Genomic DNA, 14,761 nt, shown 5'->3' with positions numbered 1-14,761 from the left:
GGACGAAGCCCCCGCCGGTGACACCGTGCTGCCCTCCCTTCCCCGGCAGACGCCCCCCTCCCTGGGCCGGCTCGTCGCCACGGTCGAACGCCTGCGCCGCGAGGTGCGCGAGGCCCACGCGGCCGCCGACGGCCGGGCCCTGGTGGAACTGGCCAAGGGCATCCTCATGGGGCGGCTGAACTGCACCCCCGCCGCGGCCGCCCGCCAGCTGGACGAACTGTGCCGCGAGTCCGGGCTCGTCCCCCTGGAACTCGCCGCCGACATCGTCAACCAGGCGGCCCGCGACCAGGTCAGCGAGGTCGCGGCCGAGTTCGTCGAACGCGCCGCCGCCGCGCGGCCCTCCCCGCCGTCCGCCACCGTCGCCGTACGGCTGCGCACCGCCGAGAGCGGGGCCCTGGCCGCCGCCGACACCCAGGCCGTCGCCGACTCGCTGCTGGCCAACGCCCTGACCCCGCTGGGGGCGGTCGCCGTGGCCGTGTGGGCCGCCGCCCCCGACGGCTCCCTGGCCCTCGCCGGCCACGCCGGGTTCCCCGCCGAGGAGGCCGCCCGCTGGCGCCACGTCCCGCCGGGGGTCGCCACCGTCCCCCGCCTCGCGCTGCGCGAGCGCGGCGCCGTCACCGTCACCGACCTGCGCCGCGAGGGCCTGCCCTCGATCGGGCACCTGCAATGGCCCGAGGGCGGCCGGATGGCCGTACCCGCCGGGACGGGGGGACGCGTGCACGGCGTCCTCGAAGTGTGCTGGCCCCACCCCCTGACGCCGCTGCCCCCGCAGATCCGACGCCAGGTCGAGGCACTGGCCGAGCTGTGCGCGCACACCCTGGACACGGCGGTCCCGCCCGCCGCCCTCGCCGCGGAGGGGCTGCTCCCCGACGTATCGGAGCTGATCGACCTCGCCGAGGGACTGCACGACCCCACCATCGTCCTGACCCCCGAGCTCGATCCGGACGGGCGGCTGGCCGATTTCCGCATCCGCCACGTCAACAGCCGCTTCGCCGACCCGGCGGGCCGGCCCCGTGCCGACGTCAACGGCGCCCTGCTGCTGGAGGCGTACCCCATGGCCGCGGGGGAGGGCGGCCTCTTCGACACGGTCGAGCGGGTGCACGCCACCGGCGAGCCCTTCCGTGCCGAACGGGTGAGCCTGACCGCCCTCGTCGACCAGATCCCGCTGACCGCGGTCGCCGACATCAGCGTCAGCCGGCACGGCGCCGCCATCCTGCTGATCTGGCGGATCGAGGACGAGACCGCCCGCCTCGCCGACCTGCTCCAGCACGCCCAGCGCCTGGGCCGCATCGGCGGTTTCGAGGAGAACCTCCTCACCGGCGAGATCACCTGGAACTCCGAGCTCTACGCCCTCCACGGACTGCCCACCACCGCGTCCCCCGTACCGCTGCGGGACCTGCCCGCCCACGCCCACCCCGACGACTCCGCGGCCCTCGGCCGTTTCCTGCGTGCCGTCCTGCGCTACCGTCGCCCCGCCTCCGTCAACCTGCGCCTGCGGCGCTCCGACGGCATCCTGCGCCATATCCGGGTCGTCGCCGAGCCCGTCCTCGACGCCGCCCAGCGGCTGCACGCCGTCCGCGGGGCCTGCCAGGACGTCTCCGCGCAGCACTGGACCGAGGTGGCCCTCGCCGCGACCCGCGACCAGCTCGCCCTCACCGAAGCCGAATCGGCCGAACGCAACCGGCTCGCCCTCCAGCTCCAGCACGCCATCATGCCCCCGCACCACCACGTGGAGGCGCCGGGGCTGCGCGTGGCGGTCCGCTACCGGCCCGCCGAGACGGAGTCCCTGGTCGGCGGCGACTGGTACGACGCGCTGGTGCTGCCCTCCGGCCTGATCCTGCTGTCCGTCGGCGACGTCGCCGGCCACGGCATCGAGGCGGCCACCGGAATGGTCGTCCTGCGCAACGCCCTGCGCGGCCTCGCCGTCACCGGCGCCGGGCCCGCGCAGCTGATGTCCTGGCTCAACACCGTCACCCACCACCTGACCAAGCAGGTCACCGCGACCGCCGTCTGCGGGCTCTACGATCCGAGCACCCGTGTCATGCGCTGGGCGCGGGCCGGGCACCTGCCGCCGGTCCTCGTCAGGAAGGGCGAGGCCACGGCCTTCCCGCTGATCGACGGGCTGCTCCTCGGCGCCCTGCCCGACGTCACCTACGCGGAGCAGGAGGAGCGGCTGGAGCCGGGGGACGCCCTGCTGATGTTCACCGACGGCCTCGTCGAGCGCCGGGACGCCTCCGTGCAGGACTCCCTCGCGCATCTCCTGGACACGGTGGCCACGGGGGCCGAGGACCTGGACGGCAGGCTCGACGGCCTGCTGACGCAGAGCTGGTCCGACACCGACGACGACACCTGCGTCATCGGCTTCGAGGTCGCCTGACCGGTCCCCGCCCGCCCGTTCGCGCGCGTGTGCCGCGCGGACTGAAGGAGGGGCGCATGGGCGGGGCCGGCGGGGGCATGCGAGTGCGCGGAGGTGATAACCGTGGTTCCCCTGCTTCTCGTTCTCCTGCTCGCGCTGATCCTGTTCGGAGCCGGTTTCGCGCTGAAGGTCCTGTGGTGGGTGGCGCTCGTCGTGCTGGTCATCTGGCTGCTCGGCTTCGTCGCCCGCCCGAAGACCGGCAGCGGCCGCTGGTACCGCTGGTAGCCGTCTGACGCACACCGGCTCGCGGGGCCCGCCCTCCATGGGGGCGGGCCCCGCCGCCGTGTCCGGGCCCGGACCGGCGCGCGGATGCGGTCCGGCGGAAGGAGGGGGACGCTGGGAGGTGCCAACCGGCTCGAAGGAGGAAGCACCATGTCGATTGTCGACAAGCTCAAGGCGATGCTCGGCCAGCACCCCGACCAGGCCAAGCAAGGGGTGGAGCGCGGGGGAGACATGATCGACAAGCGGACGGGCGGAAAGTACGCCGACAAGGTGGACATGGGCCAGGAGAAGGCCAACGAGTACATCGACCGTGACCGCCCCCCGCAGCCCTGACCCCACCTGACCCCACCTGACGACCGCACACCTTCACCCGGTGCCCGGGCCGCGCCGCCTTCCGGCGCCGCCCGGGCACCGCGGGTTCCGCCCCCGGCTCACCAACTCCCCAATAAATTCTGCAAAAATGCTTTTGCAGAAGCGGTGAGCGCCCTAGCCTGCTTTCATGATCAGCGATGACCACACCCGCGTCCTCGACCCCGAGAACGACGCGGCGGCCCTGAAGGCCCTCACGCACCCCCTGCGCATCAGGCTGCTCGGCCTGCTGAGACAGGACGGCCCCGCCACCGCGAGCGAGCTCGCCGTCCGCACCGGCGAGTCCTCCGCCTCCACCAGCTACCATCTGCGCGTCCTGGCGAAGTACGCCTTCGTCACCGAGGCCGAACACCGGGACGGGCGGGAGCGGCGCTGGCAGGCGGTGCACGCGGCGACGGCCTGGAGCAGCCGGGCGATGGCGGCCACCGCCGACAGCCGCGCCTACGTCGGGCTGTCCCGCCGGGTGCAGATCGAGCACCTCCGGACCTCCCTCCTGCGCCACGAGGCCGACCTCGCCGACGGGCGGCTGGGCCCGGAGTGGGCGGAGGCCGCCGGGGTCAGCGACCTGCTGCCGCGCCTGACCCCCGAGTCCCTCACCGCACTGCGGGAGGAGTTCCAGCGGAAGCTGGACGAGCTGACGGCCCGTGACGCGGAGGACCCGCGCGCCGCGCAGGTCGTCCTCCTCGTCGCCGGACTGCCCCTGGCCCCGCCCGCGACCGGTGCCGGGGACCCCTCGTGACGGCGGCCCGGCCGCTCCTGGATCCCGCTGCCGCCCGTCGCCGCTACGTCCGGGTCTGCGTGCTGTTCTGGCTGCCCCTCGGTCTGACCATCGCCCCCCTGGTCCTGCTGCTGACCCAGCGCGGCCTGGGCCTGGCGGCCGTCGCGGGCCTGACCGCGGTCCACTCCCTCACCGCCGCGGCGCTGGAACTGCCCACCGGCGGCCTGTCCGACGTGCTGGGACGCCGCGCCGTCCTGGCCGCCGCCGGCCTGCTGAACCTGACCGCGCTCACCCTCCTGGCCCTCGGCGCCACCCCCTGGCCGCTGGCCCTCGGCATGGCCCTGATGGGCGCCGGCCGCGCCCTGTCCAGCGGCCCCGCCGAAGCCTGGTACGTGGACACCGTCCAGGGCCTCGGCGGACCCGGCGCCGACCTGCGCACCGGCCTCGCCCGCGGCTCCTCCGCGACCTCCGCCGCGCTCGCCGCCGGCACCCTGCTCGGCGGGGCCCTCCCCTGGCTGCTCGGGCTGGGCCCGGACCTCGGCGCCGCCACCTCGGGGCGGGTACTGCCCCTTTCCGTCCCGCTGCTGCTGGGCGCGGCGGTCTACGTCGCCTTCGTGCTCTACGCCCTGACCGCGCTCCCCGAACCGCCCCGCCCGCCGGCCACCCCGCGCGACGTCCTGCGGGGAGTCCCGGGCACCGTCCTCGACGGGCTGCGCCTGGGCGGCCGTGACGCGGTGGTCCGCCGGGTGCTGCTCAGCGCCGCCGCCGCCGGCGGCGCCCTGGCCGCGCTCGAACTGCTCACCCCGGGCCGCGCCGCCGCCCTCACGGGTGCCTCCGAGTCCGGGGCGGTGCTCTTCGCCGGGCTCGCCTGCGCCGGCTTCGTCTGCGCGGGCCTCGGCAGCCACCTCGCGCCGCTGACCGCCCGCCTGGCGGGCAGCGGGGAGCGGGCCGTCCTGCTCGCCCTGGGCGCCGGCGCCTGCGGCCTGCTCCTGCTCGGCGCCGCTCCGACGGCGACGGGCCCGTTCTCCGTCCTGCTCGCCGCCACCGGCTACGGCCTGGTCTACCTCGGACTCGGCGCGGCCGGACCGAACCAGAACGACGCCCTGCACCATCGGGTATCCGGCGCGGTCCGGGCCACGGCGCTGTCGGTGCAGTCCCTCGCCCTCCAACTGGCGGGCGCCCTCGCGGGCTTGGCCGTCGGCCTCCTGCCGCCGGGGCGGCTGCCCTGGCTGCTGGGAGGCGCCGCGCTCCTGTCGGCGGCCTTTCTCTGGCGCCGCCGTGCCGGACACCTGGCGCCGCCTGACGTCCCGTCACCGGCCGAAGCCGTCCGTCCCGGGAGCCGGACGGATGCGGGGGACGGGCAACGGTTGATATAGCGTGCCCACGTCAATGAACCGTCATGATCACTGGGGGACTCCCGCATGACCCACCCGCCGCACCAGGGCTCCGGCCCGTACGGCCACCCCGCCCCGTACGCGCAGCAGCCGCAGGGGTACCCGCCGCCGCCCCAGCCGGGATACGCGTACCCCCCGCAGCAGGCCCAGCCGCCGTACGGCGCGCCGCCGCAGCAGCCCGGGTACCCGCAGCAGCCCCCGATGCAGATGCAGCCGCCCCACCCGCAGCAGTGGTCCGTGCCTCCGGGCCCGCCGGCTCCTCCGGCCCGGAGCGGGGGGATCGGGGTCATGAAGGTCCTCAAGATCATCGGCATCGTCATCGCCCTCATCGTCGTCGCGGTGGGCTACTTCCTGAGCCAGGACGACGCCGACCACGCGGAGGTCGGTGACTGCCTGAAGAACAACGGCACCACGGCGGCGAGCCTGGACCTCCAGGTGGTGGACTGCGGTTCCGCAGGAGCCGCGTACAAGGTGGTCGAGGTGCTCACCGGCACGCTGGACACCAACCGCTGCCAGGGCAAGTCCGACATGGGCTACTACGAGCAGACCCGCGGCTCGCGCCGCCACTCGGGCAAGCAGTTCGTGCTCTGCCTCAACCAGACGAAGAAGTAGCCCGCCCGCCGCTCACGGCGCCGGATCGGCCTTCCGCCAGGCGGCCATCTCCTCGCGGAACCTGGGGCACGCCACGATGTCCTCCTCGCCGCACCGCAGGGCGTGCGTCAGCAGCTGGTGCGCGTGGTCCAGAGCGATCCTGCGCTGCTCGATCTCGCTGATCTTGGCGCGGATCATCGCCTTCCGGCGCTGCTGTTCCCGCTGGAACTCGCCGATCTCGGCCAGTGACAGGCCGGCCTGCTGGCAGGTGCGGAGCACGATGATCCGCTCCGCCGCCTCCGGCGGATAACGCCGCTGCCCGCTCTCGCGCTGCGGAGCGGGCAGCAGGCCGTGGCGTTCCCAGTACCGGATGGCCGACGCCGGCACCCCGGTGACCTCGGCGAGCCGGCCGATGGTCATCCGCGCGTTCCGCTCCACCTGTTCCTCCAGCAACGGCTCTCCCGACGAGTTGACTTGAACCTTAGTTCAAGTTGAAGAGTGGTCGGCAGGTGCACGGCGGCGGAGAAACCGTCGCCGGCCGAACGTCAGGGAGATGTCGCCATGAGTGACGCATACGTACGCGGGATGCGGGCCGGCCAGCTGGTGGAAGCAGCGGAGGCGCTCTTCACGGCCGGAGTGATGTCCCACTCCGGACACGCCAACCTGAGCGCCCGGCTCGACGGCGAGCGCTACCTGCTGACCCCGGGCCACGTCCGTGGCCTGCGGGCCGGGCAGCTGGCCACCGTCGGGTTCGACGGACGGGTCCTGGAGGGCGAACTGCGGTCCGTCAGCGCCGAGATCACCTCCATGCACACCGCCGTCTACCGGGACCGGCCCCAGGTGGGCGCGGTCATCCACACCCACTCGCCCGCCGCGACCGCCTTCGCCGTCGCCCACCGGCCGCTGCCCTGCCGCACCGAGCCGATGCTCCGGTTCGGGCAGGCCGAGGAGGTCCCCGTGGTCCCCTGGGGTCCCCGGGGATCGGACGTGTCGGTGCGCGGCATCATCGAGGTGCTGAAGCGGCGGCCCACCACCTCCGCGGTCCTGCTGGCCAACCACGGGCTGCTGGTCTTCGGCCCGGACGCGGCGGCTGCCGCCCAGCTGGTGGTGGCGATCGAGGAGAGCGCCGAGGCCGAGATCGCCGCCGCGGCGATCGGCGGGGCCGTGGACTTCCCGGCGGACGCCCTGGAAGCCGTACGCCTCTCGGCCGCCCGGGTCGCCTCATGACGGACGCCGCTCCCGCCCCGCGTACGGAGGCCGTACGCGAGCGGTACCGCTCGACCCTGGGCGCCGTCCCCCACGGGGTGGAGGAACGGCTGCGCCTGGCCGGGGAGTTCGGCCGGCTGCCCACGGAGGAGGCGCTCGCCGCCCTGCGCCATGTCGTCCTGGCGGACAGTCCGCTGGGCGCCCGGGTGCAACAGCTCGTCCACTTCGGCCAGTTGCTGGCCCTGGGCCGGGAGGAACCCGCCCGGATCCATGCACGGGGCGCCCTGCACGCCGGAGCGGGCATCGCCGACCTCATCGGCGTCGCCGAGACCGCCCTCATCACCGCCGGCGTCCCGGCGTACGCCCTCGGCACCGGCCTCATCGCCGAACTCCTCCCGGACCGCACGGGGGAGATACCGGTGCGCCCCTGAGTCCGGCAACCGGGTCAGCGCCGCCGATGCACCCGGAATCAGCCCCGCCGCTTCACTGCGCTGGCGCGCGTCACCCGCCGCCCGAGCCGTACCTGCGGTGCGTGCGGCCGGTACGGCGGCCCGGCGGGCGGCGGCACGGGCGTCCGGCTTCGGCCACGGGCCACCACCGGACGCGGACGGGTGCGTTCCCGCCGCCTGGTTGATGGGCACCCGCTTGGGGTCCCTCGATCTTCAGGCTAGGAGAGCCCCGATGACCAAGGTCCTCGTCCTGCACAGCGTCAGCCTCGTGAGATCGGCGCTGGCAGCCCTGCTCAGATCGGAGGGCGGCTTCGACGTCACCTCCGCCGGCTGGCGAACGGCCGCCCGCCAGGCGGAGTCCTTACGCCCGGACGTGACCGTCGTCGACCTCGACTGTCCCGGCGCCTCGGCCACCCTGGGCCTCCCCGACGGCACCGCCCGGCCGCTTCCCGAGCCGGTGGCCCCGCTGCTGGTACTCGCCACCTCGGGCGCGCCCGGCTCGCTCCGGCGCGGGGTCCAGGCGGAGGCCCGGGGCTACGTGGACAAGGACGGCTCGCCCGGCAGGCTGGTCCGGGCCGTCCGCAAGGTCGCCGCGGGGGAGCGGTTCGTGGACCCCTCCCTGGCCTCGGCGCTGCTGGAGGCCGACCCCATGCCGCTCAGCCCGCGCGAGCTGAGCGTGCTGGCCCGGGCGGCGGAGGGCGACTCCGTCGCCGAGATCGCGCGCGCCCTGCACCTCGCGAGCGGCACCGTGCGCAACTACATGGCCGCCGCCACCCGTAAGACCGGAGCCCGCAACCGGATCGATGCCATCCGGATATCGCGGAGGGCCGGCTGGGTCTGAGCGCCGCCGGACCGGCGGGCCGGACGGCTCACACCTGTGCGTTCCACACCCCCAGCAGCTCCCGGTAGAGGGCGGACCTCGCCGGGAGGTCCTCGTGCGTGCCGCAGACCGCTCGGTTCCCGTCGAGGACGAGGATCCGGTCGGCCCGGGCGGCGGAGGAGATGCGGTGGGCCACCACGACGAGGGTGCCGGGGCGGGCGGCGAGCGCCCGCTCGGCCCGTTCCTCGGCCGCCGGATCGAGGTGGCAGGTGGCCTCGTCCAGCAGCAGCAGCGGTGCCGGTGAGAGGTGGGCGGCCACGAGCGCCAGCAGCTGGCGCTCGCCCTGCGAGAGCGTGGCCGGGTCGACCGGTGCGTCGGGGCCGCCCAGCCTGCCGACCAGCCCGTCCGCCCCCAGGGCCGCCACGGCCCGGTCCAGCCGTGCCGGCGGGACCGGCCCGGGGCACAGGTGGGTGAGGTTCTCCCGTACGGAGCCCGTGAACACGTAGGCGTGCTGCGGCAGCAGGGTGCGCCGGGGATCGGGGGAGCGGACGGGGCCGTTCCACGCCGGGGCGCCGGCCAGCAGGACGGCGCCCCGGCCGGGCGGGAGGAGCCCGGCCAGCAGTGCGGTGAGGGTGGACTTGCCGATCCCGCTCGGCCCCACCACGGCCAGGTGCTCCCCCTCGCGCAGGACCAGGTCGAGGCCGTCGATCACCGGCTCGGCCCGGGCCCCGTACGTGAAGCGCACCCCCCGCAGCTCGGCCGCCACACCCCCCTGGCCGCTCCCGCACACCGGCCCCGGGCCGGCCGCCCCGGGGCCGCCGCGCGCGGCCCGGGCCACGCCGGAGCGGCGGAAGGGCGGCCCGGGGCAGGCGGGGGCGGCAGCCGGGCCCACACCCACACCCACAGCCACAGCCGGAGCCGGATGGTGCGCCGGCCCCTCGGGCCCGGATGCCGGTCGCCGGTCCGGGCGCGGGGCGCAGAAGCGGTCCAGGACCACCACCAGCCGGGTGCCCGCCGAGCCGAGGGCGCCCATGAGGGAGTCGAGCGCCGGCAGCAGGGACTGGACCAGGTAGGTCAGCGCGGCGGCCAGGGCGCCCGCGCTCACCCCCCGCCCGAGCAACCAGGGCGCCCCCAGCAGCAGGACGACGACGGGCAGCCGGCCCGCCACCCCCAGCGCCAGGGTCCGCAGGGCGGCCCACCGGGCGAGCAGCCGCGTCAGCCGCTCCTGCTCGGTGATCAGCAGCCGCAGGCCCGCCCCCGCCCGCTCACCGCCCCCGCAGGCGACCACATCGCGCAGCCCCGCCGCCAGTTCGCCGGTCCGCGCCGCCAGGGCCTCGTCGTTGTCCAGCGCCCGCCGCTGCACCCGGGCCACGGGCCGCAGCGTGAGCAGGAACCCGGCCGTCCCCAGGAGCAGCGGAGGCAGGACGAACAGCAGCAGCACCGGCGCCAGCGCCGCCATCCCCGCCAGCGCGCCCGCCGCGGTGAAGACGAAGGACCGGGCGACGAGCACCAGGCCCGCGAAGGAGTCCCGGGCCATCTCGGTCTGCTGGGCCAGCCGGGACACGCCCCCGTCCCGCGCGGCCCTCCCCGGATCCGCGACCGCCCGCTCCAGGGCCTGGCGCACGGCCCGGCGCACCAGACCGTCCCGCAGGGGCTCGACCAGGTCCGCGAGCCCGCCGAAGACCCCCCGCAGGGCGAGCCCCCCGAGGAGCGCCCCGGCCCCGGCCACCGCCAGCCACGCCACGCCGGCCGCCGGCCGGGCGGCGAGGAAGCCGTCGTCGAGGGCGCGGGCCACCGCGTACCCGCCGAGGAAGGTGTGGGCGGACTCCAGCAGCGACCACAGGGCGAGGATGCGCAGCGTCCGCGCACGGCCCCGCAGGAAGCGGAGCCCCTCGCCGCCGACCCGCCGCCACGCGCCGGCGCCGTCCCCGCTCACCGGTCCGCCCCGCCCGCGGTGTCCCCGTCCCAGCCGAACAGCGCGCGGTAGCCGGGGTCCTGCCACAGCCGCGCGTGCTCCCCCGTGGCCCGGACCCTGCCGTCGTCCAGCCAGACCACGAGGTCGGCGCGGGCTGCCGTGGCGGCGCGGTGGGTCACGACGAGCCGGGTCCGGGCGGAGACGTCACGGGCCAGCGCGTGCTCCACCTCCCGGGCGGTGACGGTGTCCAGGCTGGAGGTGGCGTCGTCCAGCACGAGCACGCGCTCCGCCCGGCAGAACGCCCGGGCCAGGCCGAGGCGTTGCAGCTCCCCGCCGGACAGGGGAGCCGCGTCGAGCGGGGTGCGGTAGCCCTCTGGAAGGCGGCGTACGAAGGCGTCGGCGCCCGCGGCCCGCGCCGCGGCGCGTACGGCGTCGGCCCCGGGCTCCGGCCGGGTGCCGAAGGCGATGGCCGCGCCGACGCTGTCCCCGAACAGGGCAGGCCGCTCGAAGGCGTGCCCCACCTCCCGGCGCAGGGCCGGGCCGGTGAGTTCCTCCAGCGCGGTGCCGTCCAGCAGCACCTGGCCGCCGTCGCAGGCGGTGAGCCGCCCGGCGACGGCGGCCAGCAGGCTCTTGCCCGAGCCGGAGCGGCCCACGACGGCGGTGGTGGTGCCGCCCGGCAGCCGCAGGTCGACGCCGCTCAGGACGGTCCGTCCGGCCCGCTCCACACGGACCCCGCGCAGTTCCAGCGTGCCGGGGCCCGGAGCGGCGTACTCCCTCGCCCCCTGGGGGAGTTCGGGCAGGCCGAGCAGGGCGGCCGTCCGGCGGGCGGCGGCCCGGCCGCGCACCACCGCCGAGAGGCGGGCCGTGACGGCTCCCGCGCCGGCGGCGAGACCCGCGTAGCGCACGGCGGCGAGCAGACCGCCGACGCCGAGCGCCCCGGCCGCCAGGCGCAGGCCGCCCACGCAGAGGACCCCGTACAGCAGGAGCGGCATCAGGGCACTGGTACGGGCCATCGTCCCCCCGTAGATCCGCCACATCCGCCGTCCCTCGCGGCCCAGTTCGGGCAGGGGCGCCAGGATCCGCGCCGCCTCCCGCCCGGCCGTGCCCGCCGCGGCGATGGTGCGGGCGCCGGCCAGAGCCTCGGCGAGGCGTCCGGCCAGCGCGAGCTGCACCTGCTGGTAGCGGCCGACGCTGGCCCCGGACGCACGGGCGAAGGCCCTCAGCAGCAGCGCCAGTACGGGCACCCCGGCCAGGAAGGCGAGGCCCGTCCACAGGTCGACCAGGAACAGGGCGGCGAGGCCCCCGAGCGGCGGGAGCAGGGCGGTGACGGCCGTCGCCACCGCCGCCGGAACGGTCCCGGCGCCGGCGGCGTGGGCCGTGAGCCGGGCGGAGACGTCGCCGGGGGAGCGGCGGGCCGCGTGGTGCGGTGCGGTGCGCAGCAGCGCGTCCAGGGCGCGCCGGCGCAGCCAGGCCGTGGAGCGGGCGTCGACGCTGCCGGTGAGCCGTACGGTCGCCGCGTCCAGCAGGACCTCGGCGGTGATCACCGCCGCGCAGTACAGGACCCAGACGGTGGCGGAGGGGTCGCGGCGCAGGAGCAGGTCCAGGGCGCGGCCGAGCAGGGCCGGTTCGGCGAGCGCCGCGCAGGCGGAGGCCAGCGCGCAGCCGGCCACGGCGGCGGTGCGGCCGGCGCTGTGCCGTGCGGCCGCCTGCAGCGCCCGGTCGGCGGTGTCCGCGGCAGCCGTGTCGCCGGGTGCGTCGGGCGGGGTCATCGGCAGCGGCTCCAGGTGTCCGGGCCCGGGCTCCGCGCGGCCCGGGGAAAAGAGGTGCGGGCCCGGGCGACGTGCCGCCCGGGCCCGCAGGGACCCGACTAGTTACAGGTCGTGACGCTCAGCGAGCTGTCACCGCACAGGAGCAGGCTGGCGCGGCTGCCCGTGAGGTTCGCGGCCTCGGTGTTCTCTTCCTTCGGGGTCTCCATGGACTGCAGGTCGAGGAGGGTCATGGCTGGTTCCTTTCGTCGGTGGATGTGCTCGGTCGGGTCACGGCCCCCGCGAGGGGGACCGGCTCTGGGGCCGTCGCGGTGCGCGGCGGCGGGAGGAACGGCAGGTGCGCGCGACCGCCGGTCGCGGCGCTGCCGAGGGCGAGGAGAGCGCCGGCGGTGCCCGTGGACAGGTCCATGGACAGGCGCATCATCTGCTCGCCGGGGAAGGCCAGATGGCCCTGGTACGGGACCGCGTGGCGGGCCAGCGCCTCGATCTGCCGGGCGATGTCCTCGGCACGGGTGCCTGGGCCGGGGGTCGTGGTCCGGGACAGGTGCAGGATCATCCCGGCGGCGCCGCGGAACAGCCCGGGCTGGGCGTAGAACGTCGCCTGGGCGGCCCGGACGATCTGGGTCCGCGCCTGCTCGAAGCGGTCGTCCGAGGCGTGCCCGGCCCAGTCGTCCAGGACCATGCCGATGCCCACGCTGCCCGCGCCGAGGTAGGGCATGGTGCGCCAGCCCTCGTCCACCTGGAGCGTGCCGAAGGCACTGGTCACGCAGTGGTCCAGATCGCGGTGGAGGAAACGGCTGGCCCGCAGCAGCAGCTCCGGGTCGCGGGTGCGCTCGTACAGGCGCAGGTGCAGCAGGGCGATCCCGCTGTGGCCGTAGAGGAGTCCGGTGCGTTTCAGCGCCGGGGCCGCTGCGTGTGCCAGGTCGGCGCAGCGCAGGGCGGCGTCGTGCAGGGAGCCGTCGCCGGTGGCCGTGCCGAGGGAGTCCAGGGCGAGCCCGATGCCGGCCAGGCCGCCGTGCAGGTCGGGGCCGGCGGACTGCCAGGGCTCGTCCAGGAGGCGCTCCACCAGGGCGAGCGCGCGGTCGTGGTGGCCGAGCCGGTGATGGGTCCAGGCCAGCCCGGCGAGACCGTCGTAGAAGCCGAGCGGGGTCCCCGACGGGGGTTGCTTCGTGCGGTCGAGCAGCCATTCCTCGGCCTCCGGCCAGGGGGCGCCGCCCGTCTCGGCCAGGGCGTACAGGACGCCGGCGGCCCCGTGGCCGAAGGCCATGCCGCCGCCGGCGGTGGCGAACTGGGCCGGGTCCCCCGGGAAGAGGCGGTCCTCGCGGTCCGGGGTGGCGGTGGCGTGCAGGGCCGCCGTCAGGGAGGCGCGGGCCGCCGGCCAGTCCTCCGGCGCGGCCGGGAGGTAGGGCCGCGCGGGCTGGGGCCCGCCGGGGGCGCCGGCCGCGGGGTCGGCGAGGATCTCGCGCACCGCCTCGTCCAGGAAGGAGCGCGGCACGGGGAACTGGGCGGCGGCGATGTCCGCGAGGTGCGCGGCCTTGCCCCGGTCCATGACGAGGAGGCTGGTCAACGGCAGGAACAGGGCCAGGCGCAGACAGGCCAGGGCATAGCGGTCGACGGCGAAGCCGCGCCGGTCGGGCGGGGCGACGAAGGCCGGGTTGGCCACCGTCTGGCGGAGGTTCTCCTCGACGGGGGCGGCGGCCTCGAAGTCCAGCAGGGCGACGGAGGGTTCGCCGGTGTCCGGGTCCTCCGCGACCATGATGTTGAACAGGTGCAGGTCGTTGAAGACGATGCCGCGGGCGTGGACGGCGTCGACGGCTTCCGTCACCCGCGCGTGGATCTTCAGCGCCCACTCGGTGTACGAGGCGAGCTCGGCGGGATCGGGGTCGGCCTCGATCAGGGGATGGCGGCGGGCGAAGTAGGTGTTGAGGGGGTGGCCGTCGAGGTGCTGGAGGACGAGGAAGTGGTGGTCCCCGACGGTGAAGTGGCCGCGGACCGCGGGGACGCAGTCCAGCCCGTCCAGCCGTTCCAGCGCCCGCCGTTCCCGGTGCAGCCGGGTCACGGCGTCCGCCTCGTCGGCCGCGAGCCCCGCGAAGGGGCGGCCCTCCTTGAGGACGACCCGCTCGCCGGTGCGGGTGTCACGGCCCGCGTAGACCCCGCCGCCGTTGGAGAAGTGCAGGGCCCGCTCCACGGCGTAGGGGATGCCCTCCAGGGTGACGGCCGAGCGCCGCTCCAGGTGGGGCCGCAGGAAGGCGGGCAGCTCGATCCAGGCGGGCGGCTGGAACACCGGTCCGCGCGCGTCGGGCACCAGGCGTCCGTCCGGCGCCTCGATCGCGGGGACCAGGTCGCCGTGGTCGTCGTAGCAGTGCCGCAGGGTGAAGCTGCCGTAGCGCAGGTGGACGGGGCCGGCGTTCCAGCGCAGGTCGCTCAGGATGTACGGGCCGGGCTCGCCCGCCAGCAGGGCGTCCAGGTCCTCGGCGATCCGCCGGCAGGCGTCCTCGTCGGCGGGGTAGACGGTGAGGAACTTGCCGCTGGCCGCGCGGTCGGCGTACTTGGCGTTGCGCAGGTGCAGCAGGTACCGGCTGGGCACGAACTTGAAGGCGATCCGCCGCTCCACGCAGTAGGCGTACACCCGGTCGAGGATGCGCTCCGCGTTGTCGAGGGAGGCCGACACGTGGATCTTCCAGCCCTGGGAGGGCAGGTGGTGCCCGTCCAGGGGCCGCAGGGCGAGCCAGTCGCCGCTGCGGTGCGCCCGCCACCCCTCGGGTACGGGGGAGACGGCGGCGGGGAAGCTCTCGCCGGCGCGCCGGTACGGTGCGTCGTAGAACCAGCGGTCGGCGTCGCAGAAGGCCGCGTGCCCGTTGTTCACACCTGCTCCCTCGGTCGGTGACGACAGCA

At 76.0% G+C, this 14,761-nt stretch carries 14 protein-coding genes; 9 read left to right on the top strand and 5 right to left on the bottom strand.

Going from position 1 to position 14,761, the window contains the following annotated elements; translation table 11 throughout:
• The first annotated feature begins 25 nt into the window (after positions 1–25).
• From ABZ716_RS14070 to ABZ716_RS14045, 6 genes are all read left to right on the top strand, one after another.
• The gene (locus tag ABZ716_RS14070; protein WP_358959150.1) at positions 26–2,377 is read left to right on the top strand and encodes a SpoIIE family protein phosphatase; all 2,352 of its coding nucleotides are present in this window, start codon (positions 26–28) and stop codon (positions 2,375–2,377) included.
• A 102-nt stretch (positions 2,378–2,479) separates the two neighbouring features.
• Positions 2,480–2,641 carry a hydrophobic protein gene (locus ABZ716_RS14065; RefSeq protein WP_351887753.1) on the top strand — a complete coding sequence of 54 codons (162 nt, stop codon included), beginning with the start codon at positions 2,480–2,482 and terminating at the stop codon, positions 2,639–2,641.
• 147 nt (positions 2,642–2,788) lie between these two features.
• Entirely contained in the window at positions 2,789–2,971 is a 183-nt protein-coding gene (locus tag ABZ716_RS14060; protein WP_358958920.1) for an antitoxin, read from the top strand.
• Between the two features lie 166 nt (positions 2,972–3,137).
• Positions 3,138–3,746, top strand: coding sequence for a winged helix-turn-helix domain-containing protein (locus ABZ716_RS14055; protein WP_358958917.1), 609 nt, complete (start codon positions 3,138–3,140; stop codon positions 3,744–3,746).
• Positions 3,743–5,101 carry an MFS transporter gene (locus ABZ716_RS14050; RefSeq protein WP_358958914.1) on the top strand — a complete coding sequence of 453 codons (1,359 nt, stop codon included), beginning with the start codon at positions 3,743–3,745 and terminating at the stop codon, positions 5,099–5,101. Before ABZ716_RS14055 ends, ABZ716_RS14050 begins: the two co-directional genes overlap by 4 nt.
• 45 nt (positions 5,102–5,146) lie before the next feature.
• A complete protein-coding gene (locus tag ABZ716_RS14045; RefSeq protein WP_358958912.1) occupies positions 5,147–5,731 on the top strand; it encodes a hypothetical protein in 585 nt (194 codons plus the stop codon).
• 12 nt (positions 5,732–5,743) lie between these two features.
• Here the strand turns inward: ABZ716_RS14045 and ABZ716_RS14040 are convergent, their stop codons facing one another.
• Positions 5,744–6,163, bottom strand: coding sequence for a MerR family transcriptional regulator (locus tag ABZ716_RS14040; protein WP_358958909.1), 420 nt, complete (start codon positions 6,161–6,163; stop codon positions 5,744–5,746).
• A gap of 108 nt (positions 6,164–6,271) precedes the next feature.
• Here ABZ716_RS14040 and ABZ716_RS14035 point away from each other — a divergent pair, with 108 nt between their 5' ends.
• The 3 genes from ABZ716_RS14035 (at position 6,272) to ABZ716_RS14025 (ending at position 8,206) form a co-directional block, all read left to right on the top strand.
• Positions 6,272–6,937, top strand: a complete 666-nt coding sequence (locus ABZ716_RS14035; protein ID WP_358958907.1) for a class II aldolase/adducin family protein — start codon at positions 6,272–6,274, stop codon at positions 6,935–6,937.
• A complete protein-coding gene (locus tag ABZ716_RS14030; protein ID WP_358958905.1) occupies positions 6,934–7,347 on the top strand; it encodes a carboxymuconolactone decarboxylase family protein in 414 nt (137 codons plus the stop codon). Before ABZ716_RS14035 ends, ABZ716_RS14030 begins: the two co-directional genes overlap by 4 nt.
• A gap of 250 nt (positions 7,348–7,597) precedes the next feature.
• Positions 7,598–8,206, top strand: coding sequence for a response regulator transcription factor (locus ABZ716_RS14025; RefSeq protein WP_358810845.1), 609 nt, complete (start codon positions 7,598–7,600; stop codon positions 8,204–8,206).
• Between the two features lie 28 nt (positions 8,207–8,234).
• On the opposite strand, the gene ABZ716_RS14020 is transcribed toward ABZ716_RS14025, so the two are convergent.
• The 4 genes from ABZ716_RS14020 to lanKC all read right to left on the bottom strand — a co-directional run bounded on the left by ABZ716_RS14020 (position 8,235) and on the right by lanKC (position 14,732).
• Positions 8,235–10,121 carry an ABC transporter ATP-binding protein gene (locus tag ABZ716_RS14020; protein ID WP_358958903.1) on the bottom strand — a complete coding sequence of 629 codons (1,887 nt, stop codon included), beginning with the start codon at positions 10,119–10,121 and terminating at the stop codon, positions 8,235–8,237.
• Positions 10,118–11,869: an ABC transporter ATP-binding protein gene (locus tag ABZ716_RS14015; protein ID WP_358958901.1), complete on the bottom strand. Its 1,752-nt coding sequence runs from the start codon at positions 11,867–11,869 to the stop codon at positions 10,118–10,120. The genes ABZ716_RS14020 and ABZ716_RS14015 overlap by 4 nt, the downstream gene beginning before the upstream one ends.
• 98 nt (positions 11,870–11,967) lie before the next feature.
• Positions 11,968–12,099 carry a SapB/AmfS family lanthipeptide gene (locus ABZ716_RS14010; RefSeq protein WP_351887784.1) on the bottom strand — a complete coding sequence of 44 codons (132 nt, stop codon included), beginning with the start codon at positions 12,097–12,099 and terminating at the stop codon, positions 11,968–11,970.
• Entirely contained in the window at positions 12,096–14,732 is a 2,637-nt protein-coding gene (lanKC, locus tag ABZ716_RS14005) for a class III lanthionine synthetase LanKC (protein WP_358958899.1), read from the bottom strand. The genes ABZ716_RS14010 and lanKC overlap by 4 nt, the downstream gene beginning before the upstream one ends.
• Between the last annotated feature and the right edge of the window lie 29 nt (positions 14,733–14,761).

This window comes from Streptomyces sp. NPDC006687, assembly GCF_040636215.1.
Classification (GTDB): domain Bacteria; phylum Actinomycetota; class Actinomycetes; order Streptomycetales; family Streptomycetaceae; genus Streptomyces.
The sequence above is the reverse complement of the archived record's forward strand: the minus strand, read 5'-3'. Positions and strand labels throughout refer to the sequence as shown.